Annotated in this window: 8 protein-coding genes and 1 pseudogene; 5 read left to right on the forward strand and 4 right to left on the reverse strand. The window is 56.4% G+C overall.

The features are described 5' to 3' along the window. The first annotated feature begins 40 nt into the window (after window positions 1-40). From M5B96_RS12805 to M5B96_RS12820, 4 genes are all read left to right on the forward strand, one after another. Window positions 41-2,338: a hypothetical protein gene (locus tag M5B96_RS12805; protein WP_248797041.1), complete on the forward strand. Its 2,298-nt coding sequence runs from the start codon at window positions 41-43 to the stop codon at window positions 2,336-2,338. A 60-nt stretch (window positions 2,339-2,398) separates the two neighbouring features. After that, complete coding sequence (locus M5B96_RS12810) at window positions 2,399-5,323, forward strand: hypothetical protein (protein ID WP_248797042.1); 2,925 nt, start codon at window positions 2,399-2,401, stop codon at window positions 5,321-5,323. After that, window positions 5,320-5,820: a hypothetical protein gene (locus tag M5B96_RS12815; protein ID WP_248797043.1), complete on the forward strand. Its 501-nt coding sequence runs from the start codon at window positions 5,320-5,322 to the stop codon at window positions 5,818-5,820. Before M5B96_RS12810 ends, M5B96_RS12815 begins: the two co-directional genes overlap by 4 nt. A gap of 97 nt (window positions 5,821-5,917) precedes the next feature. After that, window positions 5,918-10,627 carry an RHS repeat domain-containing protein gene (locus M5B96_RS12820; RefSeq protein ID WP_248797044.1) on the forward strand — a complete coding sequence of 1,570 codons (4,710 nt, stop codon included), beginning with the start codon at window positions 5,918-5,920 and terminating at the stop codon, window positions 10,625-10,627. 177 nt (window positions 10,628-10,804) lie between these two features. Here M5B96_RS12820 and M5B96_RS12825 read toward each other — a convergent pair. Further along, window positions 10,805-11,086: pseudogene (locus tag M5B96_RS12825) on the reverse strand (RHS repeat-associated core domain-containing protein); the annotation flags it as partial. Between the two features lie 146 nt (window positions 11,087-11,232). Between M5B96_RS12825 and M5B96_RS12830 the strand changes: the two are divergent. Beyond that, entirely contained in the window at window positions 11,233-11,493 is a 261-nt protein-coding gene (locus M5B96_RS12830; RefSeq protein WP_248797045.1) for a short-chain dehydrogenase, read from the forward strand. A 115-nt stretch (window positions 11,494-11,608) separates the two neighbouring features. Here the strand turns inward: M5B96_RS12830 and M5B96_RS12835 are convergent, their stop codons facing one another. The 3 genes from M5B96_RS12835 to M5B96_RS12845 form a co-directional block, all read right to left on the reverse strand. Next, complete coding sequence (locus tag M5B96_RS12835; RefSeq protein WP_248797046.1) at window positions 11,609-13,390, reverse strand: M12 family metallo-peptidase; 1,782 nt, start codon at window positions 13,388-13,390, stop codon at window positions 11,609-11,611. Window positions 13,391-13,609: 219 nt separating this feature from the next. Beyond that, a complete protein-coding gene (locus tag M5B96_RS12840) occupies window positions 13,610-14,248 on the reverse strand; it encodes a response regulator (RefSeq protein ID WP_248797047.1) in 639 nt (212 codons plus the stop codon). 147 nt (window positions 14,249-14,395) lie between these two features. Beyond that, the gene (locus tag M5B96_RS12845) at window positions 14,396-14,677 is read right to left on the reverse strand and encodes a helix-turn-helix transcriptional regulator (protein ID WP_248797048.1); all 282 of its coding nucleotides are present in this window, start codon (window positions 14,675-14,677) and stop codon (window positions 14,396-14,398) included. Window positions 14,678-14,973: the final 296 nt, after the last annotated feature.

Below are 14,973 nucleotides of genomic sequence, written 5' to 3' on the forward strand. Positions count from 1 at the left end.
AGTTTTTGTGCGGGCAGGATGTCAAACGAGGACATTAGCTATGGCCAGTTATTCGTTGGAAGAACTGTTGGGCTGGATGAAAGATACCAGTCGAATTTATGATTGGGATCACCTGCTCGCGGTATCGGGCGGTCCACTCAATAGTGCATTACAGGATCAGCATGCGATCCGATTAAGTCTGGGCACCGCTATCAAGGGTATCAGCGGATATTTTGAAATTCCGGATACCCCGGGAGTCGTGGTCAAGCATCACCTGAGCGGGTGTGCCTTGAATTATCCGGTATTGTCATTTGCCAGGGCCTCCCTGGTGTCGAACAACCTGGTCGTGAGCCTGCAACTGAGCAGCGGCCAGAAAATAGTCACCTACGATGATGCGGTCCGTTCGCTCAGCAGTTACAGCCTGCTCAACGGTCCGCGCCTGGAGTGCGTGGTACCGATCGTCTTTCGCGCCGGCGGCAGCCAACACGCGGCACAGGTGGTTTGCGACCTGGCGCGGGAGGACGTGACGTTCCGCTTCATGGATGCCCCCACGGTGAATGAGCAAGAGGCCGGCGGGCGGCTTTTCAAGCAGCAGTTACAAGCGCTGGGAGAGCAGAGTGTCTACCCCTTGGTGAGCTTTCCTGATCAGACCAATCCGTTCATGCAGGTCGCGAATGTCGAGGCCGGCAGCCAATCGGTGGCTGCGGGTTCCGAGGAAGGTGCCTTGCTGCTGTATGCAACCATGGCGCATGGGCAATCCGGCAGCAAACCGAGCAACGACTCGGGTTACAAATACCTGATTCCCAACGATCCCGGCGGCGACTATGGCTTTGCCGCACAGTTTTCCTCCAGCCTGGTCAATCGCGCGGGATTCGGCGTGGCACTTCTGGAGACCTTCGGTGCCGAAAACGTCGAGTTTGTCGAGGAGCCGGGGACGGGACGCGCCACGGGGCTCAGGGCCAGGGCGGGAACGCTGACGATCGCCGCGACCGCTGATTATAAAGACGATGTATACGAATACCGTTCCGAACCCTTCGACCTCTCGGCTACGTTGGGCGGTCGGCCGTTGACGGCTGATTTCGAGCGCACCCGGGCGCTGCAGCATTGGCAAACCCGCGGCACGGTAAAAGTCGACTACCGCCCACGGGTCAACGGCACCACTTGGACCACCTATACCGCCGAGTTTTCCTTCAGCCTGGAGCAGGTGTTCCAGATGATTGCCGATGAGTTTGCCGGCGGCGAGGTAGGGGGTGAAGTCTTCGTGCCGCAAACCCGCAATCCAGAGGTCGTCCCCATCAGCGGATTGCCCGTGGACCTGCCGGAGAAGATGCGTCAACGGATAGTGGCCTTCGTCGGCCACACGGTAAAAACCGCCGTGCTCGAGCAGTACTCGCGAAGCTTGACGGCCAAGGCCGCGCAGGTGTTTCTCGACGACACCGAGGTGGCTGACGACACGCTGCTGCAACCGTCCGTGATTGCCTTGCCCCTCGATTATGCGGCGTTTGGAACACTGGCCGCCGCCGCCGCGTCGTTCCAGATCACCCCAGCGCATCCCATGTTGCTCGCCGGCGAGCGTTTGAAGTTCTCGGTCGAGCCCGAGCGTTCGGTGAGGTTCACCCTGGATAACCTCGACAGCGCGAACCCGGGGACCATTGACGAGGAAGGCAACTACAGGGCCCCGCCGGGTCATACATTGTCCGGGCCGTCCGCCCAGATACTGTTGATTGCCGAAGATACGCAGACCCATGAAACCTGCGTGACAACCATTACGGTACTGGGACAAACATTGGTGGTGTTCCCCGACATTCAAGTGTGCAACCAGGGTGCAAGCGTTGAATTGTCGGCACGCTCGATCAGTGGCGGACGTCTGCAATGGGCTATCGACAATCCTGTTGCCGGTGAAAGCGGCACCCTGAGTCCGGATGAAACATCGCAGCACTGTACTTACACCGCGGCGAGCCAGGTGGCCGAGAAAACCTATGTGTTCGATAAAATTATCGTCACCGATCCCGACAGTGGTCACACGGTATCCAGCCGTATTCTTGCGTTGCATAGAAATCCGGGCCTGACCATCAAACCCGACCCGCAGGCGGCTGTCCCGGGACAACTTCAGCTGTTGGCTTCCGCCAATAATTTTCCCATCTCGGAGGGGGTTGAGTGGGCCATTGAGTTCGACGGGCCGGGGACAATCGATGAGCATGGGCTTTATCGGGAGGACGGCTTCAGCAATGCCCCCTTTGTATTGATAACCGCCGTTTTCGACAGCGGTAATCCCATTGTGGGCACATTACTGGGTTATTTCATTCTGCCGTTGCCATTGGCGAATGCTGAAAGAGTATTTCTGGGCGTGCGTCGGTAACCCGTTATTCGGTTGTTTCACCCTCGGTGTGCGGTATCAAATTTGATAGAGGAAGCGATCATGGCCCAGTTAAGTGAACTGCTGTCAATGATGCAAGGGAAGTTGATGACCCGCGGCTGGGATGCCATTTTTTCGTGCAATCGTGTCCGTCTTAATTACTTGCTTGAACAGCAATATATCACGCGTTATGAAGTGTTCAGTTTTCTACCGTATCTCAGTGGTCGAACCGCCCTCGGCGAGGGCCGCGATGATTTTGCCGAAGTGAAGGCCCTGCGGCTGGGCACCCCCCGGATCTCGTTCGAACGCGCTACCTCAAGGGACTCCACGGCCACGGTCACTATGAATATTGTGTCGGGTGAAATCTTCACCTGGCACTCGCAAGCGGGAGCGCCGGCCCAACTGCTCTCCAGGTTCCCCGTCATGGAGCAGCAGGGTTTCAGCGTGACAATGACCGTGAACCTCAAGGTGGTAGTGGCCGAGGTCGATCGACGGGGCCGGATCACCCTGGATCTGCGAGGGGCTACGCACTTTTCCTGTGATCTGTTGGGAGCGGGGGAGGCTGACCTTCTGGGGGCGTTTTTCCAAGCGCAATTCGATGACATGGAGCCGAATCAAACCGTCTTCCAGCTGGGTCGGATCAGTCTCAAGGGTTATCGCGGACTGACACCCAAGAACTTCCGCCTGCGTACCCAGGCCGAGCCGGGTGCCCAGGTCAAGGGCGCGCTAAATGAAGGCGACGGTGTGGTGTTGGCGTTGATCGAGGTGCGTGGCGGCACGGGCCCTGGTGCTGAACTGGGCGCGGACTTCCCCATCCTGATTCCGAGTGATCTGGAGGGCGGCCAGCCTAAATACACGGCCTCCGTGGTGGTGTCCCGAGAGGTGCTGCCGCTTGCCGTGGGCAATGACCTGGAGTTGCCGGAGAGCCTGTCGTTTCCCGGGCAAAACCTCTTCAAGGTGCTCTCGACTCACACGCCGTTTGACTGGCTGGCAGTCGGCCAGATCAGTCCGGCGACTACCAGCATCGTGGTCGAGCCGAGATTTTCCGCGATCAAGGCCGGTGGGCAGCAGCGCTTTCAGTTGCTCGATTGGCAGAACAAGCCTATTACCAGTGGCGTGACCTGGGAGGCGGTCAGCCTGCGCAGTCATTCCGATGAGGGGAATGGTGAGATTGATAGCAATGGTCTTTATAAGGCCGTGTCGTCGCTGAAGATCGGATATCACAACCTGGATATAGTGGTCACGGCGACCCGGGGTGAGTATCGCGCCTCGGCGCTGCTGCGGGTGGACTTCGAGGCGTTGGAGGTATCTCCGGCAGTACTGGTTCAGGACGTCGCGCAGCAGCCCGGCATAACCCTGAGCGCCGCGGCGAATGATGGCAACAACACCCTCAGTTGCAGTTTGCAGGCTCCCCTGTACGGCAGCCTGCAAAAAATGACCCAGCGTTCGCAATGGATGTTCACCGCGAACGCCGAGGCCATGTCCAGATCGCTTTCCCTGCAACGGGTACGTTGTCAGACCAGCGCCCCCAGCCAATCGGTGGAATCGCTGCTGGTGCTTAATAACGCACAGTCGTTCCTGCAGGTCGAACCGGCCTTTGTCCAGCGAGTGCCCGGAGGGACCAGCGTGCAGTTGCGCGATGACAATAGCGTGCTGCCCGATGTGCCCAGGCGTTGGCGGATTCTCGACGGCGTCGGCACCATCAACCAGGAGGGCCGCTATACCGCGCCGGCGGACGGTGTCACGCAAACCACGGTGCTGGCCTGTGAAGTGGTGCGCAATGGCGTGGTGCTGTTCAGGGACATCGCCCTGCTCAACAGGAGGGAAGAAGCTGAGGAGCCGACTTGGGAGGAACTCGCTCAGTTCACCATCGAAATACCCAATGGCCTTGAGAATAGAACCCAGGGGCTAGTGCTGAGAAACGGTTACCAGCAGTTGCAGGTTCGCATCACGACCCGAACCCGGGGGGTGCTGATAGATGGTGAGATCAAATATTTCAGACTGAGTCTGGACGAGCGCAGGAGCATGTGCCTGGCCACCCATGACGATCGCCAGATACTGACGATTATTGAGCCGGATGTCGAAGGTATCGATAACACCCTCTATGGCGCCTGGCAGATGCGCAAGACGCGGAGTTCATTCTCCCTTGCCTATCCTCAGCAGCCTAGTGCTTCACTGGCCAGTACGCAGGCCGAGGATGATTCGTTGTCCGTGCAAGATTTTTATCTGCTCACACTGGATGCGAAAAACAGCTCGACCACACTCGTTGCCGGGTTTCAGCAGGATAAGGTCAATGATTGGCATTGGTCCGGCGAACGAGGTAGCACCGCAATAGGAACGGCAATCACGGCGACGGCCATAGATCCTCCCGGAGAGTTTGAGTACAGCTTTGATCGGGTGGAACGATTGTGGGGCAAGAAAACGGGCGATCTGGATGAGCAGATGAATATGGAACTCAACAGTGGTGATTTCTGGTTATTGAAGTGTCGAGGGCAGGAATTTGTCACCTTGGATTTTTTGCCGATCGATGCGTCCAGTCCGTTGATCAATCTGTCATCCATTCGTTGGGAGAGCGAGCGGCCAGCGGAAATCATGTTCAGTTATACCGGTAGTTATTTTGAAAGCAAATTTGATTTTTATGAAGATGAATATGGCGGGAAATTCAAATTTGACGACGATATAAACTCGATTCGAACACTTTCTGGCACTCGTTTGAAGCAGGACGTCGATAGGCCTGGCTCTTATGAACGGGGCACGTTTGGGATGGTGTTGTGTCGCGTGGATGATGTCAGTTTTATCCTTCCGGGTCATGCACCTCGTTTGTCACTCGGTCGGGATTTGGCGGTGGCTCTTCGGGATGAAAATGGTAACTTACACTTACGTAGAATACGGTTTGCGTCTCGTGAGGTGGGTATCTCCGACCGGAATATGCTCGATCACTCGAAATTTTCTGTCGATCCATCTTGGTGGAGTAGGAGTTTGTCATGAATATGTTTAAATTTTTTCCGCTGGTCGTTGTGCTCGCACTGATGCTGCCCTCGGCAACTGAGGTTTTGGCGAAAGCGAAGGCGCAAGAGCCAGAAGGATATATTGTGTTGGCTGAAAACGAAAATGGTACTGGAGATACTTGTAGGCTTCCCATTGTTACTGATTACTTCAATATGAAATATCACGGCTGTAAGAATGACCAGATGAGTTTTTTTAGGTTGGAAAGCGTTCCTTCGGCGACGATTATCGGGTTTTACTCGGATTACGACTGTCCCGAGTTTGATTCTCCGGCACCTATGTGGAGGTATAAGATTCGAACCTATATAGAGTTGACGGATACTCGGTTTATTTCCATTGAGCGTGAGTTGAATACGGCTAACCCAGGCGATATTGTTGTTAAAGGGGTCCGTATGGAATATAAGTATCATTCGGGTGGGCAAATTAAGGGGAAATTGTCCTGTGTCCGGATTTGGAAAAGCGACATCGTGACCCCCTAAAGCATGGCTGGTGGACAGACAGTGGGTTAATTCTGGCATATTAGAGGGCGCCATCATGAGCGACTCCACGGCAGTGCATTCTAATGCCTTCAATTTTATGAGTTATTTCAATAACGGTGTGGACCCGCGGACCAATCAATACACCCTGTCGATCGAGTTTCCCGAGTTCAAGCCCAACTATCTGAATGGTCCGTTGGTGCCGCTGGTCTTGAACTTCAATCCGATGAACCTGTTCGACAGCGGCTATGGCCTGGGCTGGAACCTGCAGTTGTCGCAGTTCACCCCGCATAACCAGATGCTGGCCTTGAGCAGCGGGGAGCGCTTCAAGGTCACCGCGCAGGATGGTTCTGAGCAACTGATGAAGGAGCGAAAGCTTGTCACTTTCCGGCTTTTTTCCCGCAGCGCTGCCGACCATGACTATGAGCTGGTGCATAAGTCCGGCTTGATTGAACGGCTGAAGGTCCACGGCGACGGCAATGATCGCATTGCCTTGCCGGTGCAAATGCTGTCGGCCGAAGGGCATGCGGTGACGCTGGGATATGAGCTGTTCAACGCCAGATACTGGCGGCTGGCATGGATCAGGGATGTCCAGGGAGACCTGCTCCAGGTCCGGCGCGATACCGGCAGCGTGACCCTCGACCTGCATCCGGGTAAAGGTCCGGGTGGCACGGTGCTGGCGAGCTATGTCATGAGCCTGGACACCAGCCTCGAAAAGCTGGTTCGGGTGATCACCTTGCCATCCCAGGCGGGGCAGAATATTGCCTGGCGCCTGAATTACAGAAAGTTCGGTGACTATAACTGCATCAGCGAGGTGCAAACCCCGCTGGGCGCACGTGAGGTCATCGATTATGACTCGGTGGGCCACGAGTTCCCCAACGGCAGCGGCCAGCAGCCAGTGCCGCGGGTGGCCGTGCACCGGGTGTTTCCCGGCGGTGAACAGCCCACGGTCGAAACGCAGTACCGCTATGACGACAGCGACAGCTATCCGGCCTCGAACAACTTTCTCGGTCGCAACCTGACCTTGATCTGGGACAACGATGGCCTGGACAACCTCTACAAGGCAGCGGACCTTACCTACGAATACGGCTCCAGCGAATGCTTGATGCAAGGTACCGTCGAGGTGCAGCGGATCAAGCGCACCTTCAACCGCTTCCATCTGTTGACCAAGGAAACCACCCGGCGCAACGACAAGGAACAGGAGGTCGAGACCACCTATCACCTGACCCCGGATGCCTCTTTCGACAACCAGCCGGACTATTTCCAGTTGCCCTACGAGGTGATCAAGCGCTGGCGGGTACTGCAGACCAATCGCCTGCGTACCGAGAAGTCGAGCACGACCTATGACCGTTTTGGCAATCCGCTGATACAGACCCAGGCCAATGGCATTGTCGAAACCAATGCCTATTATCTGGCCAATGGCGAAGACGGTTGCCCCGAAGACCCCGACGGTTTTGTGCGCAACCTCAAGAGCAAGACCGTGACGCCGGCGCCGGGTCATGTCGCCGGGGCTCCGGTCCTGCGCACGGATTATCGTTATAGCGCGCAGCCGTCGCTGACCTTGAGTGCCCGCTCGGACTGGTTGGCGCTCGAATGCGAAACCCGGGTGCAACAAGGCACGACCGACAGCGAGTTGCAACGCACCGAGTACAGCTACTACAGCACGCCGAACGATCCGGTGCGGCATGGCCGGATCGAGTGCCAGGGTGTCTCCCTGAACGGCAAGACCACCTATACCGATTATGCCTACAGCGTGTTGGCCAATGCCCGCGTGGGCGAGACCGTGCTGCAAACGCTACAAACCCTGCGCACGGATTTCGATACGGTGAACAAGGTCATCACCCTGGAAAGTTCGCTGCTCAATGGTGAGCCCCTGCTGGAGCGGGATGACAATGATGTGGAAATCCGCCGTACCTACGATGTCCTGAACCGGGTCACCAGCGAGACCGTGGCGCCGGACGATCCGCTCTACGAGGCCACGAGGCATTATCAATACTTCCTGTCCGGCAGTATCAACCAGCGTGCCGAGCAATGGCTGTTCGACGTCAAGGGGGTGAAGACGGTCACGACGCTGGACGGGCTGAACCGGGCGATCCAGGAGACGCGCGCGGATGCCGACAGCAGTAACCCGAGCACCCAGCGCCAGACCTACGCGGCGACCTACGACGTGTTTGGCAACCTGGCCCAGGAAGTCGAGTTCGACTGGTGGGATGTGGACTGGGCCGTCTTCAAGACCGTGCCGCTGATCAGCCGTTTTGAATATGACGACTGGAACCAGCAGAGTTGTGTGATTGGCCCGGACGGTGTCGAAGAGCACGCCGAGACCGACCCGATCGGCGACGGCCTGACCGGGGCGGTGCAGCGTAGCTGGCAGCAGGACAGTGCGACACCGACCAAGCTGAGCGGTGCAACCGTCAGCCAACTCAATCTGTTCGAGAAACCGGTTCAGGTTGAGCGTCTCGACCTGAGGCAGACGGTGATCAGCCGGCAGAAGAACAGCTATGACGGCTTGGGGCGTTTGGTGAAGGAGGAGGTCGGGTTACGCACGCCGTTGCGGGTCACCGAATACAGCTACGACGCCTTCGACCGCATGGTCCAGAGCAAACTGCCGCTGAACGCGGTGGTCCGGCGCGAGTATGCCGCGCACAGTGCCGAGGACTGGCCGACGTCGATCAGTGTCAATAACAAGCCCCTGGGCACCCAGGCCTTCGATGGCCTGGGGCGCATGACCCGCTCGGTCACCGGTGGCCGGGTGCAAGTCTTCGAGTATGACCCGCAGCAGACCCAGCCCAAACAGGTGACCACCCCCAGTGGCCAGTCCATCGCCTATGATTACCGCCCGAGTCTCTGTGAGGAACCGCTGCAGCGTCGGCTGCCGGGGAGCACCAGCGACTACGAATACGATTCGCAGAATGCCCGCTTGCTCAATTGCCGCGAAGCCGGCCAGCGCTTGGCGAGGACTTACTTCAGTCATGGCGAACTGAAAAGCGAAACCAGCCAGCAGGAGGGGGGCCAGACGTATGAGATGCACTATCTCTATAGCCTGCGCGGGCGCTTGCTGGAATACACCGATGTATTGGGACACAAGCAGGAATATCGTTACGATTTGCAAGGGCGCCTGGAGCTGACCTCGCTGGGCACCACCACCTCGCGCTTCGACTACGATGGGCTGAGCAATATCGTCAGTATCCAGACCGAGGACGAGGTCAGCCCCGGCGAGAAGCACCGGGTCGGTATCAGCCTGGAATACGACGAGTTCAACCGCGAGACCCTGCGCCACTTCGATCTCGATGGCGTGGCGCAGACGCTGACCCAGACCTACAGCGATGTCGACGCTTTGCTGCAACGGACCCTGAGCGAAGGCAGCCAGGTGTTGCGCAATGAAGGTTATGTCTATGATCTGCGCGGGCGTCTGGAGAACTATACCTGCAGCGGCAGCCAGCCACCGGCCGATCCCTATGGCAATGCGATTGCCCAGCAGATGTTTATTCTCGACGAGCTGGATAACCTGATTCTGGTGATTACCGATACGGCTGATGGCAAGAGCAACATGGCCGATTATCTCTTCGAGAATACCCAGGACCCGACCCAGTTGACCCGGGTGCTCAACCAGGGCAACGCGGGCTATCCAGCGCAGATCGACTTGACCTACGACCTCAATGGCAACCTGACCACCGACGAAGCGGGGCGTACCCTGGAATACGATGCGCTCAATCGCCTGCTCAGTGTCAGCGCGCCAGGCGGCGGAACGCCGCGCAGTTATGGTTATGATCCGCTGGATAAGCTGTCGCGGCAGGTGGAAGGGAGTGAGAGCCAGCAACGCTTCTATCGTGATGAGGAGTTGGCCAATACTCTCGGTCCTCGGCAGAACCGGACCTTTATGCGTGGTGGCGATAGCTTGTTGGTCGAATGTCAGGATGACGGAGCGTGCTTGCTGGCGACTGATGCGGCGAACAGCGTGCTGAGTGAAGTCGACCCAAGCGGTACGCGACAGGATATGGCGTATAGCGCTTATGGAGAGCGCAGTAGTGGGCAACCAGTGAGTACCGCGCTGGGCTTCAATGGTCAGTTGCGTGAAGAGCAGAGCGGCAGCTATTTGTTGGGAAACGGCTATCGGTCTTATAGCCCGGGATTGATGCGATTTCATAGCCCGGACAGTCTTAGCCCGTTTGATGAGGGCGGGATAAATATGTATATGTATTGTGAGGGCGACTCGATTAATAATATGGATCCAACGGGGCACTGGTCGCTCATGGGTATATTTAGATCTATTGGAAAAGCGTTTGGGTTCGGTGCGCGGACAAAGGTAGTGCCAACTAAAGTAGTGCCCGTGAAGGTTTCTGGTCCCGTGATGCCTCCGCAAGTAATAAAAGCGAATCCATTATACACTGGATCCAATGCCTCTATAAAATCTCGAGCGTCGACCTCTACAGTAACTTCCGTTCACTCACAAGACTCACTGCCTCTTGGGCGCCAAGGTCCACTGCCGGAGCCCCCTTCCAATGCGCGACTTCATACCCAATGGTTGACACCTGAGTCGTCATTAAAAAGTGGTGGTGTTTATGAAAAGTTACTAGGGAGGGAGCAGCGTAGATATATAGAGATGGCTAGGCAGCAGAATCAGCAGTTGCTTGGGGTTTCTAGGGTGGAAAGGTTGGGCCCTGTAACACCAAATCAAATTCAGAACTTTTTGAAGGTGGTGGAACGAGCTAAAACAGTTAGATTTGTTCAAACTGAATATGGCTGGCAACGTCAGAATGGCATACTAAAAATTAATCGAAGTGGTCGTGTTGTTGACAGTTGGCACTAACGAAATCGGAGGGTGTTATGGGCCTCCTGTTACCCGGATTGGCGAGATGAGGCTGGGAACTCATTACAGCTCAGTCTAATCAAGACGCAAGACACAAGCCGATTTTCTGACGATAGCGGTGCCAGCGATGCGATCTGATAGTCGACATCATCGTCGCTTGAAATACCGTATCGCCGAGTAGGCGTAGACATTGAGTCCCGCCTCGCCAAACGGACTCCAACTGTCCGGACTGTTGAAGCGCATCAGCACCGGGTTAATTGCCCGGTAGCCATTTCCCAATAAATAATGCCCGGTCACCGGGTCCGTTCGTTCGCCGTTGAACCCCAGTAGGCTCAACAAGCCGCTTGCCGTTGCATGATGACCGTACGGGCTATACGCGATGGCCTGGTGGTGCTGTGTCTTATCCAGGGTGTGCAGGATACAGCATCCCGTACTGGACAAGGCATACGAATCACTCATCCTTTCTTACAATTACTCAACTGCCTGTATCTTGCATAGCCCGAAGCCTGCTGTTTATAGTCCACCAGCCGCTCATATTGGCGACACGGGTTTGGCGACTCGTTGATAAATGCGCAAAGGCTCATTTAAAAAACGAGGCTTTACCCATGACTAGATACGTCCCCCTCACCGCCATCGACTGCCTGATCCCCAGCTTGCTGATCGATGCCGACAGCCCCACTGATGTGCTCCACGCCAACGCCGCCGCCCGCTTCCTGGCCGCGACGCAAATGCTCGAAGCCCTGGCCCGGATCGAATTGCACAACGCCAATGACATCGACTTCCAACATATCCTCCAGGTGCCGGCGATGGTCCTGCGCGACGGCTGCGACCTGATGGATGTACTGGGTTGGCGATTACGTGTCTGAGCATTGAAACAGGGCAACGTAACGCAACCTGTAGATGAGTGGCTTGCCTGCGAATATTCTCTCTAAGCGATACTTTGCCGGTCCAGTACCGCCGCGACCCGTTGGCTCACCCTGCTCAAGGCACCGCCGTTGTGATTTCAACCGGTTCCGAAATGAGGTTTCCTGAGTACCTGTAAGTCTGGAAGTGATACGTCACGCCCGACGGTAGTTTGCCGAGAACCGCAAAGTTCAGTATTGACGGAAACGTCGGAAAGCCGCTGACCGTGGTCATGCTGGGGAACAGGCGACCTTGGGGATCCGGATCCCATGTTGCCAAAACGGTGCCTTCACTGTTCCTCGAGATTCGGTATCCCGTTGGTTTTGGTAGTTGGTGTATGCCCAGGAAAGTAGTGATGGGAAGTGAAAAACGATTGGCGGAATCATAGGCTCGCAACTGGAACGTGTGATATCCGTTCGGCAGATCGGATAGCACTATTTGAGTGCCGGTGGTGGTCCTTGGATTGGCATTTTCCGTATTGAGCTCCTTGACCTCATAGCCGGCGGCGCCCGACGAGGCATTCCAGGCCAGTCGAATACTGTTGTTGCCGGGGCGAGGCAGGGCGTCCCAAAAATCTGTCGGCGTTGCGGCAACGGGAGATAACTCAGGCATGAAGTCTGCCACGGCCCCGGCCCGTTCCCGGATGACGCGGGCATTATCACTTATACCCGCTACCCCCGTTGGTTGGGCAAACCATGTACCACTGGGGCTGGAGTAGGCGTTGATGCGTGGGCAGACATTGGCGGCGCAGGTGGATGACATCATCGTCGAGAAGGGGAATCCGCCTGTCGATTTATGATAAGCGTGTGCGTAAGCGATCGGTCCCTCTGAGTTCTCATGGCCAGCCCCGATATTATGGCCGAGCTCGTGCCCGAAGGTATATTGCCCGGTGGCTGCTGATTCGCTCACGACAGCGAATGCATTGTCCCGGGTGGCTCGCAGGTAGGCTTTTCCCCTAAGAGCATTATTAACGACCAACATGACGACGCTGTCGGCCGCTCTTGCATCGCGTAGGGCGCGGACTTCAGCGTTGTTTTTCAAGTCCGCAAGCGAGTAGCCGAAACCCTCCTCGCCACTGCCTCGTTCATTGTAGTTGATCGGAAAGATACCGGCGGACTCAAAGCGTACGTCTATATTGCTATTGACCAATCCGTTGTTGGCTTCGGCGAGCATTGCGGCGGCGAGTCCTTGTGGGTCGGTGATCCATGGTCGTGCATTATTGGACATGACCAGCAGGACGCGAATCTTGGTATAAGCCCGCTCCGAGTGCGCCGTATTGCGTGCAGGGACAGGTGCCGACGATGATTGATCGATCTCGACGGTGTCATTGTCATCTGACGGGAAGCGGCTTTCATCCAGTTTGAAAATGGCATGCAACTGTCCGCCCAAGGGGACTATCCGGTAGAGCTCGGTAGCATAACGCACGGTACCGGTAATCATTGTGCCATTGACTGCCAGAGTGACATCACTGTCTTCGCTCTTGACCGGTGTAGTACTTTTGTCGGAGGCATTACGTAATTCTTTTACCTGGCCATGCCAAACCGCGATGTTGTCATTTTTATTTTTCTCTAGATGCAAATTGCCAATGCTGACGGTCAAGTCAGGAGTCAGGTTGAGCTCGATCAGTTGGGTCGATGGGGTAAGCGAAGAAATATCCGCCTGGGTGATGAGTGTTGAGACGATGCTGGGAGTTGATTTATTGTATTGCACTATCGCATTGGCCTCGTTTGTCATGGGTTGATGGTCCGAGGTCGGTGCGAGTAGTTTGGAATCGGCAACGGTATTCTGAATGAACATGCTGGCAACAGTAGAAAGCCAGAATGTCGAATGGAAGATAAACCTGTTTGGCCTGGTGCTCATGACTGATGTCCTGCGGTAATGTTGTTGTATGTCATTACTTTTATTATGCTGTGCTGAAGTCAGGTGATGGTCTACTGTTAGAAGTGATAGGTGTTCAAGCGGATTTGAAATAATATTTATGATAAAGTGCTATAAAACCGCCAGCTCCCACAGGGATCGGGTTGACCATGGTGGCGAGGCACAGGGGGGGGGCGGCATCCGAGTGTTTTCAAGAGCCTTTCACCCCAACCCCGCCCGCCGCACATACTCCACCAACTCGCCGTTGTGCCGCAGCCCGAGCTTCTCCATCGCCGTGCGCTTCTGCCGGCTGATGGTCTTCTCGCTACGGTTGAGACGTTCGGCGATTTCCCGCCCCGAGCAGGCCTGGCCGAACAGACGCAGCACTTCCAGCTCGCGCTGCGACAGCGGGCTATCGAGCAGGTCGCTGGTAGCATGGATTTTCAACAGCAGGGCAAAGCTGGGGCTCAGGTACTCGCGATCGGCACTCACGCGCTCGACCGCCACGCGCAATTCGTGCAGCGGACGATGCTTGTCGAACAGCCCGGCCACCCCCTGGTCGAGTATCGCGCGCAGCAGCGCCGGGCTGTTGATCATGGTCATCACCAGCACCTTGAGCCGTGGAAAGTGCCGGCGGATATAGCGGATCAGGGTGATGCCATCGGGAAAGCGCCCGTTGGGCATGGAAAAATCGGTAATCAGCAGGTCGCAGGGCTGGCGCTGCAAGTGCTCGATCAGCGCATCGCTGGTGTGGGCTTCATGCAGGCTCAGGTCCGTGTTGCGCTCGGCAAAAGTGATGGCCATTCGCGCACCTTGCAGCACGACGGGATGATCGTCGGCCAGGAGAATGTGTCGGGTCATGGAGCGGGGGCCTTGGGGCGTCGGTCTGTCGATGGGGGATAGCGATTCGGAAGGGCGCCTGAGGGTCACAACCACCGAGGGCATGTCTCGTGTGACGATCAGGTCAGGACTGCGGATGTCACGCCGGCCAGCCGGCAGAGGTCGTTGTCATAGCTGCACCAGGCCCATTTCCGCAGCCTTGCGCAAGGCGGCCCAGCGCGAGGACACCTTGAATTTGACGCGAATATTGGCGAAGTGATAGTTCACCGCCGATTCCGTGCATTCGAGGATCTGGGCAATCTCCCAGGAAGATTTGCCCATCACCGCCCACTCCATGACTTCCAGCTCCTTGCGGGTCAGGCTGATGCGCGGGCGGGGCTCGTGGCTTTGCGGTTCAGAGGGGACCACGGGCGGGGTGGTGGCGGTCGGTTTGGAAAGTGACGCGTGCATGGTGGAAACTCCCGCAAAAATGCGATTGAACAGATTCATCGGTTTTTTTGGCTGAGTTGCTCAGGCGTCCCTGGCGGAAAGTGCCCCAACGTCACTGTTGACTTCCGCAGGTTGCCCATGAAGTTATAAACAGAAAAATGCGTTTTGGGACCTGTCAAAATTGACAGGTGGCGACTGTACTAGGCCGTGTGAGCTATTTCTGTAAGCCGATTCTTTTTGCGTTGTGGGCTGAAGGCAGAGTGCTGCCAATCGCGTTGATAAACGTAGAAATTCTTTATTTACAGTCAGTTGGTTCG

Source organism: Pseudomonas sp. MWU13-2105 (assembly GCF_023242315.1).
Lineage (GTDB): Bacteria > Pseudomonadota > Gammaproteobacteria > Pseudomonadales > Pseudomonadaceae > Aquipseudomonas.

Excerpts from the sequence above, each read along its gene's own strand:
- M5B96_RS12830 (WP_248797045.1), top strand. The coding sequence starts at position 11,233 with ATGACTAGATACGTCCCCCTCACCGCCATCGACTGCCTGATCCCCAGC.
- M5B96_RS12805 (WP_248797041.1), top strand. The coding sequence starts at position 41 with ATGGCCAGTTATTCGTTGGAAGAACTGTTGGGCTGGATGAAAGATACC.
- M5B96_RS12845 (WP_248797048.1), bottom strand. The coding sequence starts at position 14,677 with ATGCACGCGTCACTTTCCAAACCGACCGCCACCACCCCGCCCGTGGTC.
- M5B96_RS12835 (WP_248797046.1), bottom strand. The coding sequence starts at position 13,390 with ATGAGCACCAGGCCAAACAGGTTTATCTTCCATTCGACATTCTGGCTT.
- M5B96_RS12810 (WP_248797042.1), top strand. The coding sequence starts at position 2,399 with ATGGCCCAGTTAAGTGAACTGCTGTCAATGATGCAAGGGAAGTTGATG.
- M5B96_RS12820 (WP_248797044.1), top strand. The coding sequence starts at position 5,918 with ATGAGTTATTTCAATAACGGTGTGGACCCGCGGACCAATCAATACACC.
- M5B96_RS12840 (WP_248797047.1), bottom strand. The coding sequence starts at position 14,248 with ATGACCCGACACATTCTCCTGGCCGACGATCATCCCGTCGTGCTGCAA.
- M5B96_RS12815 (WP_248797043.1), top strand. The coding sequence starts at position 5,320 with ATGAATATGTTTAAATTTTTTCCGCTGGTCGTTGTGCTCGCACTGATG.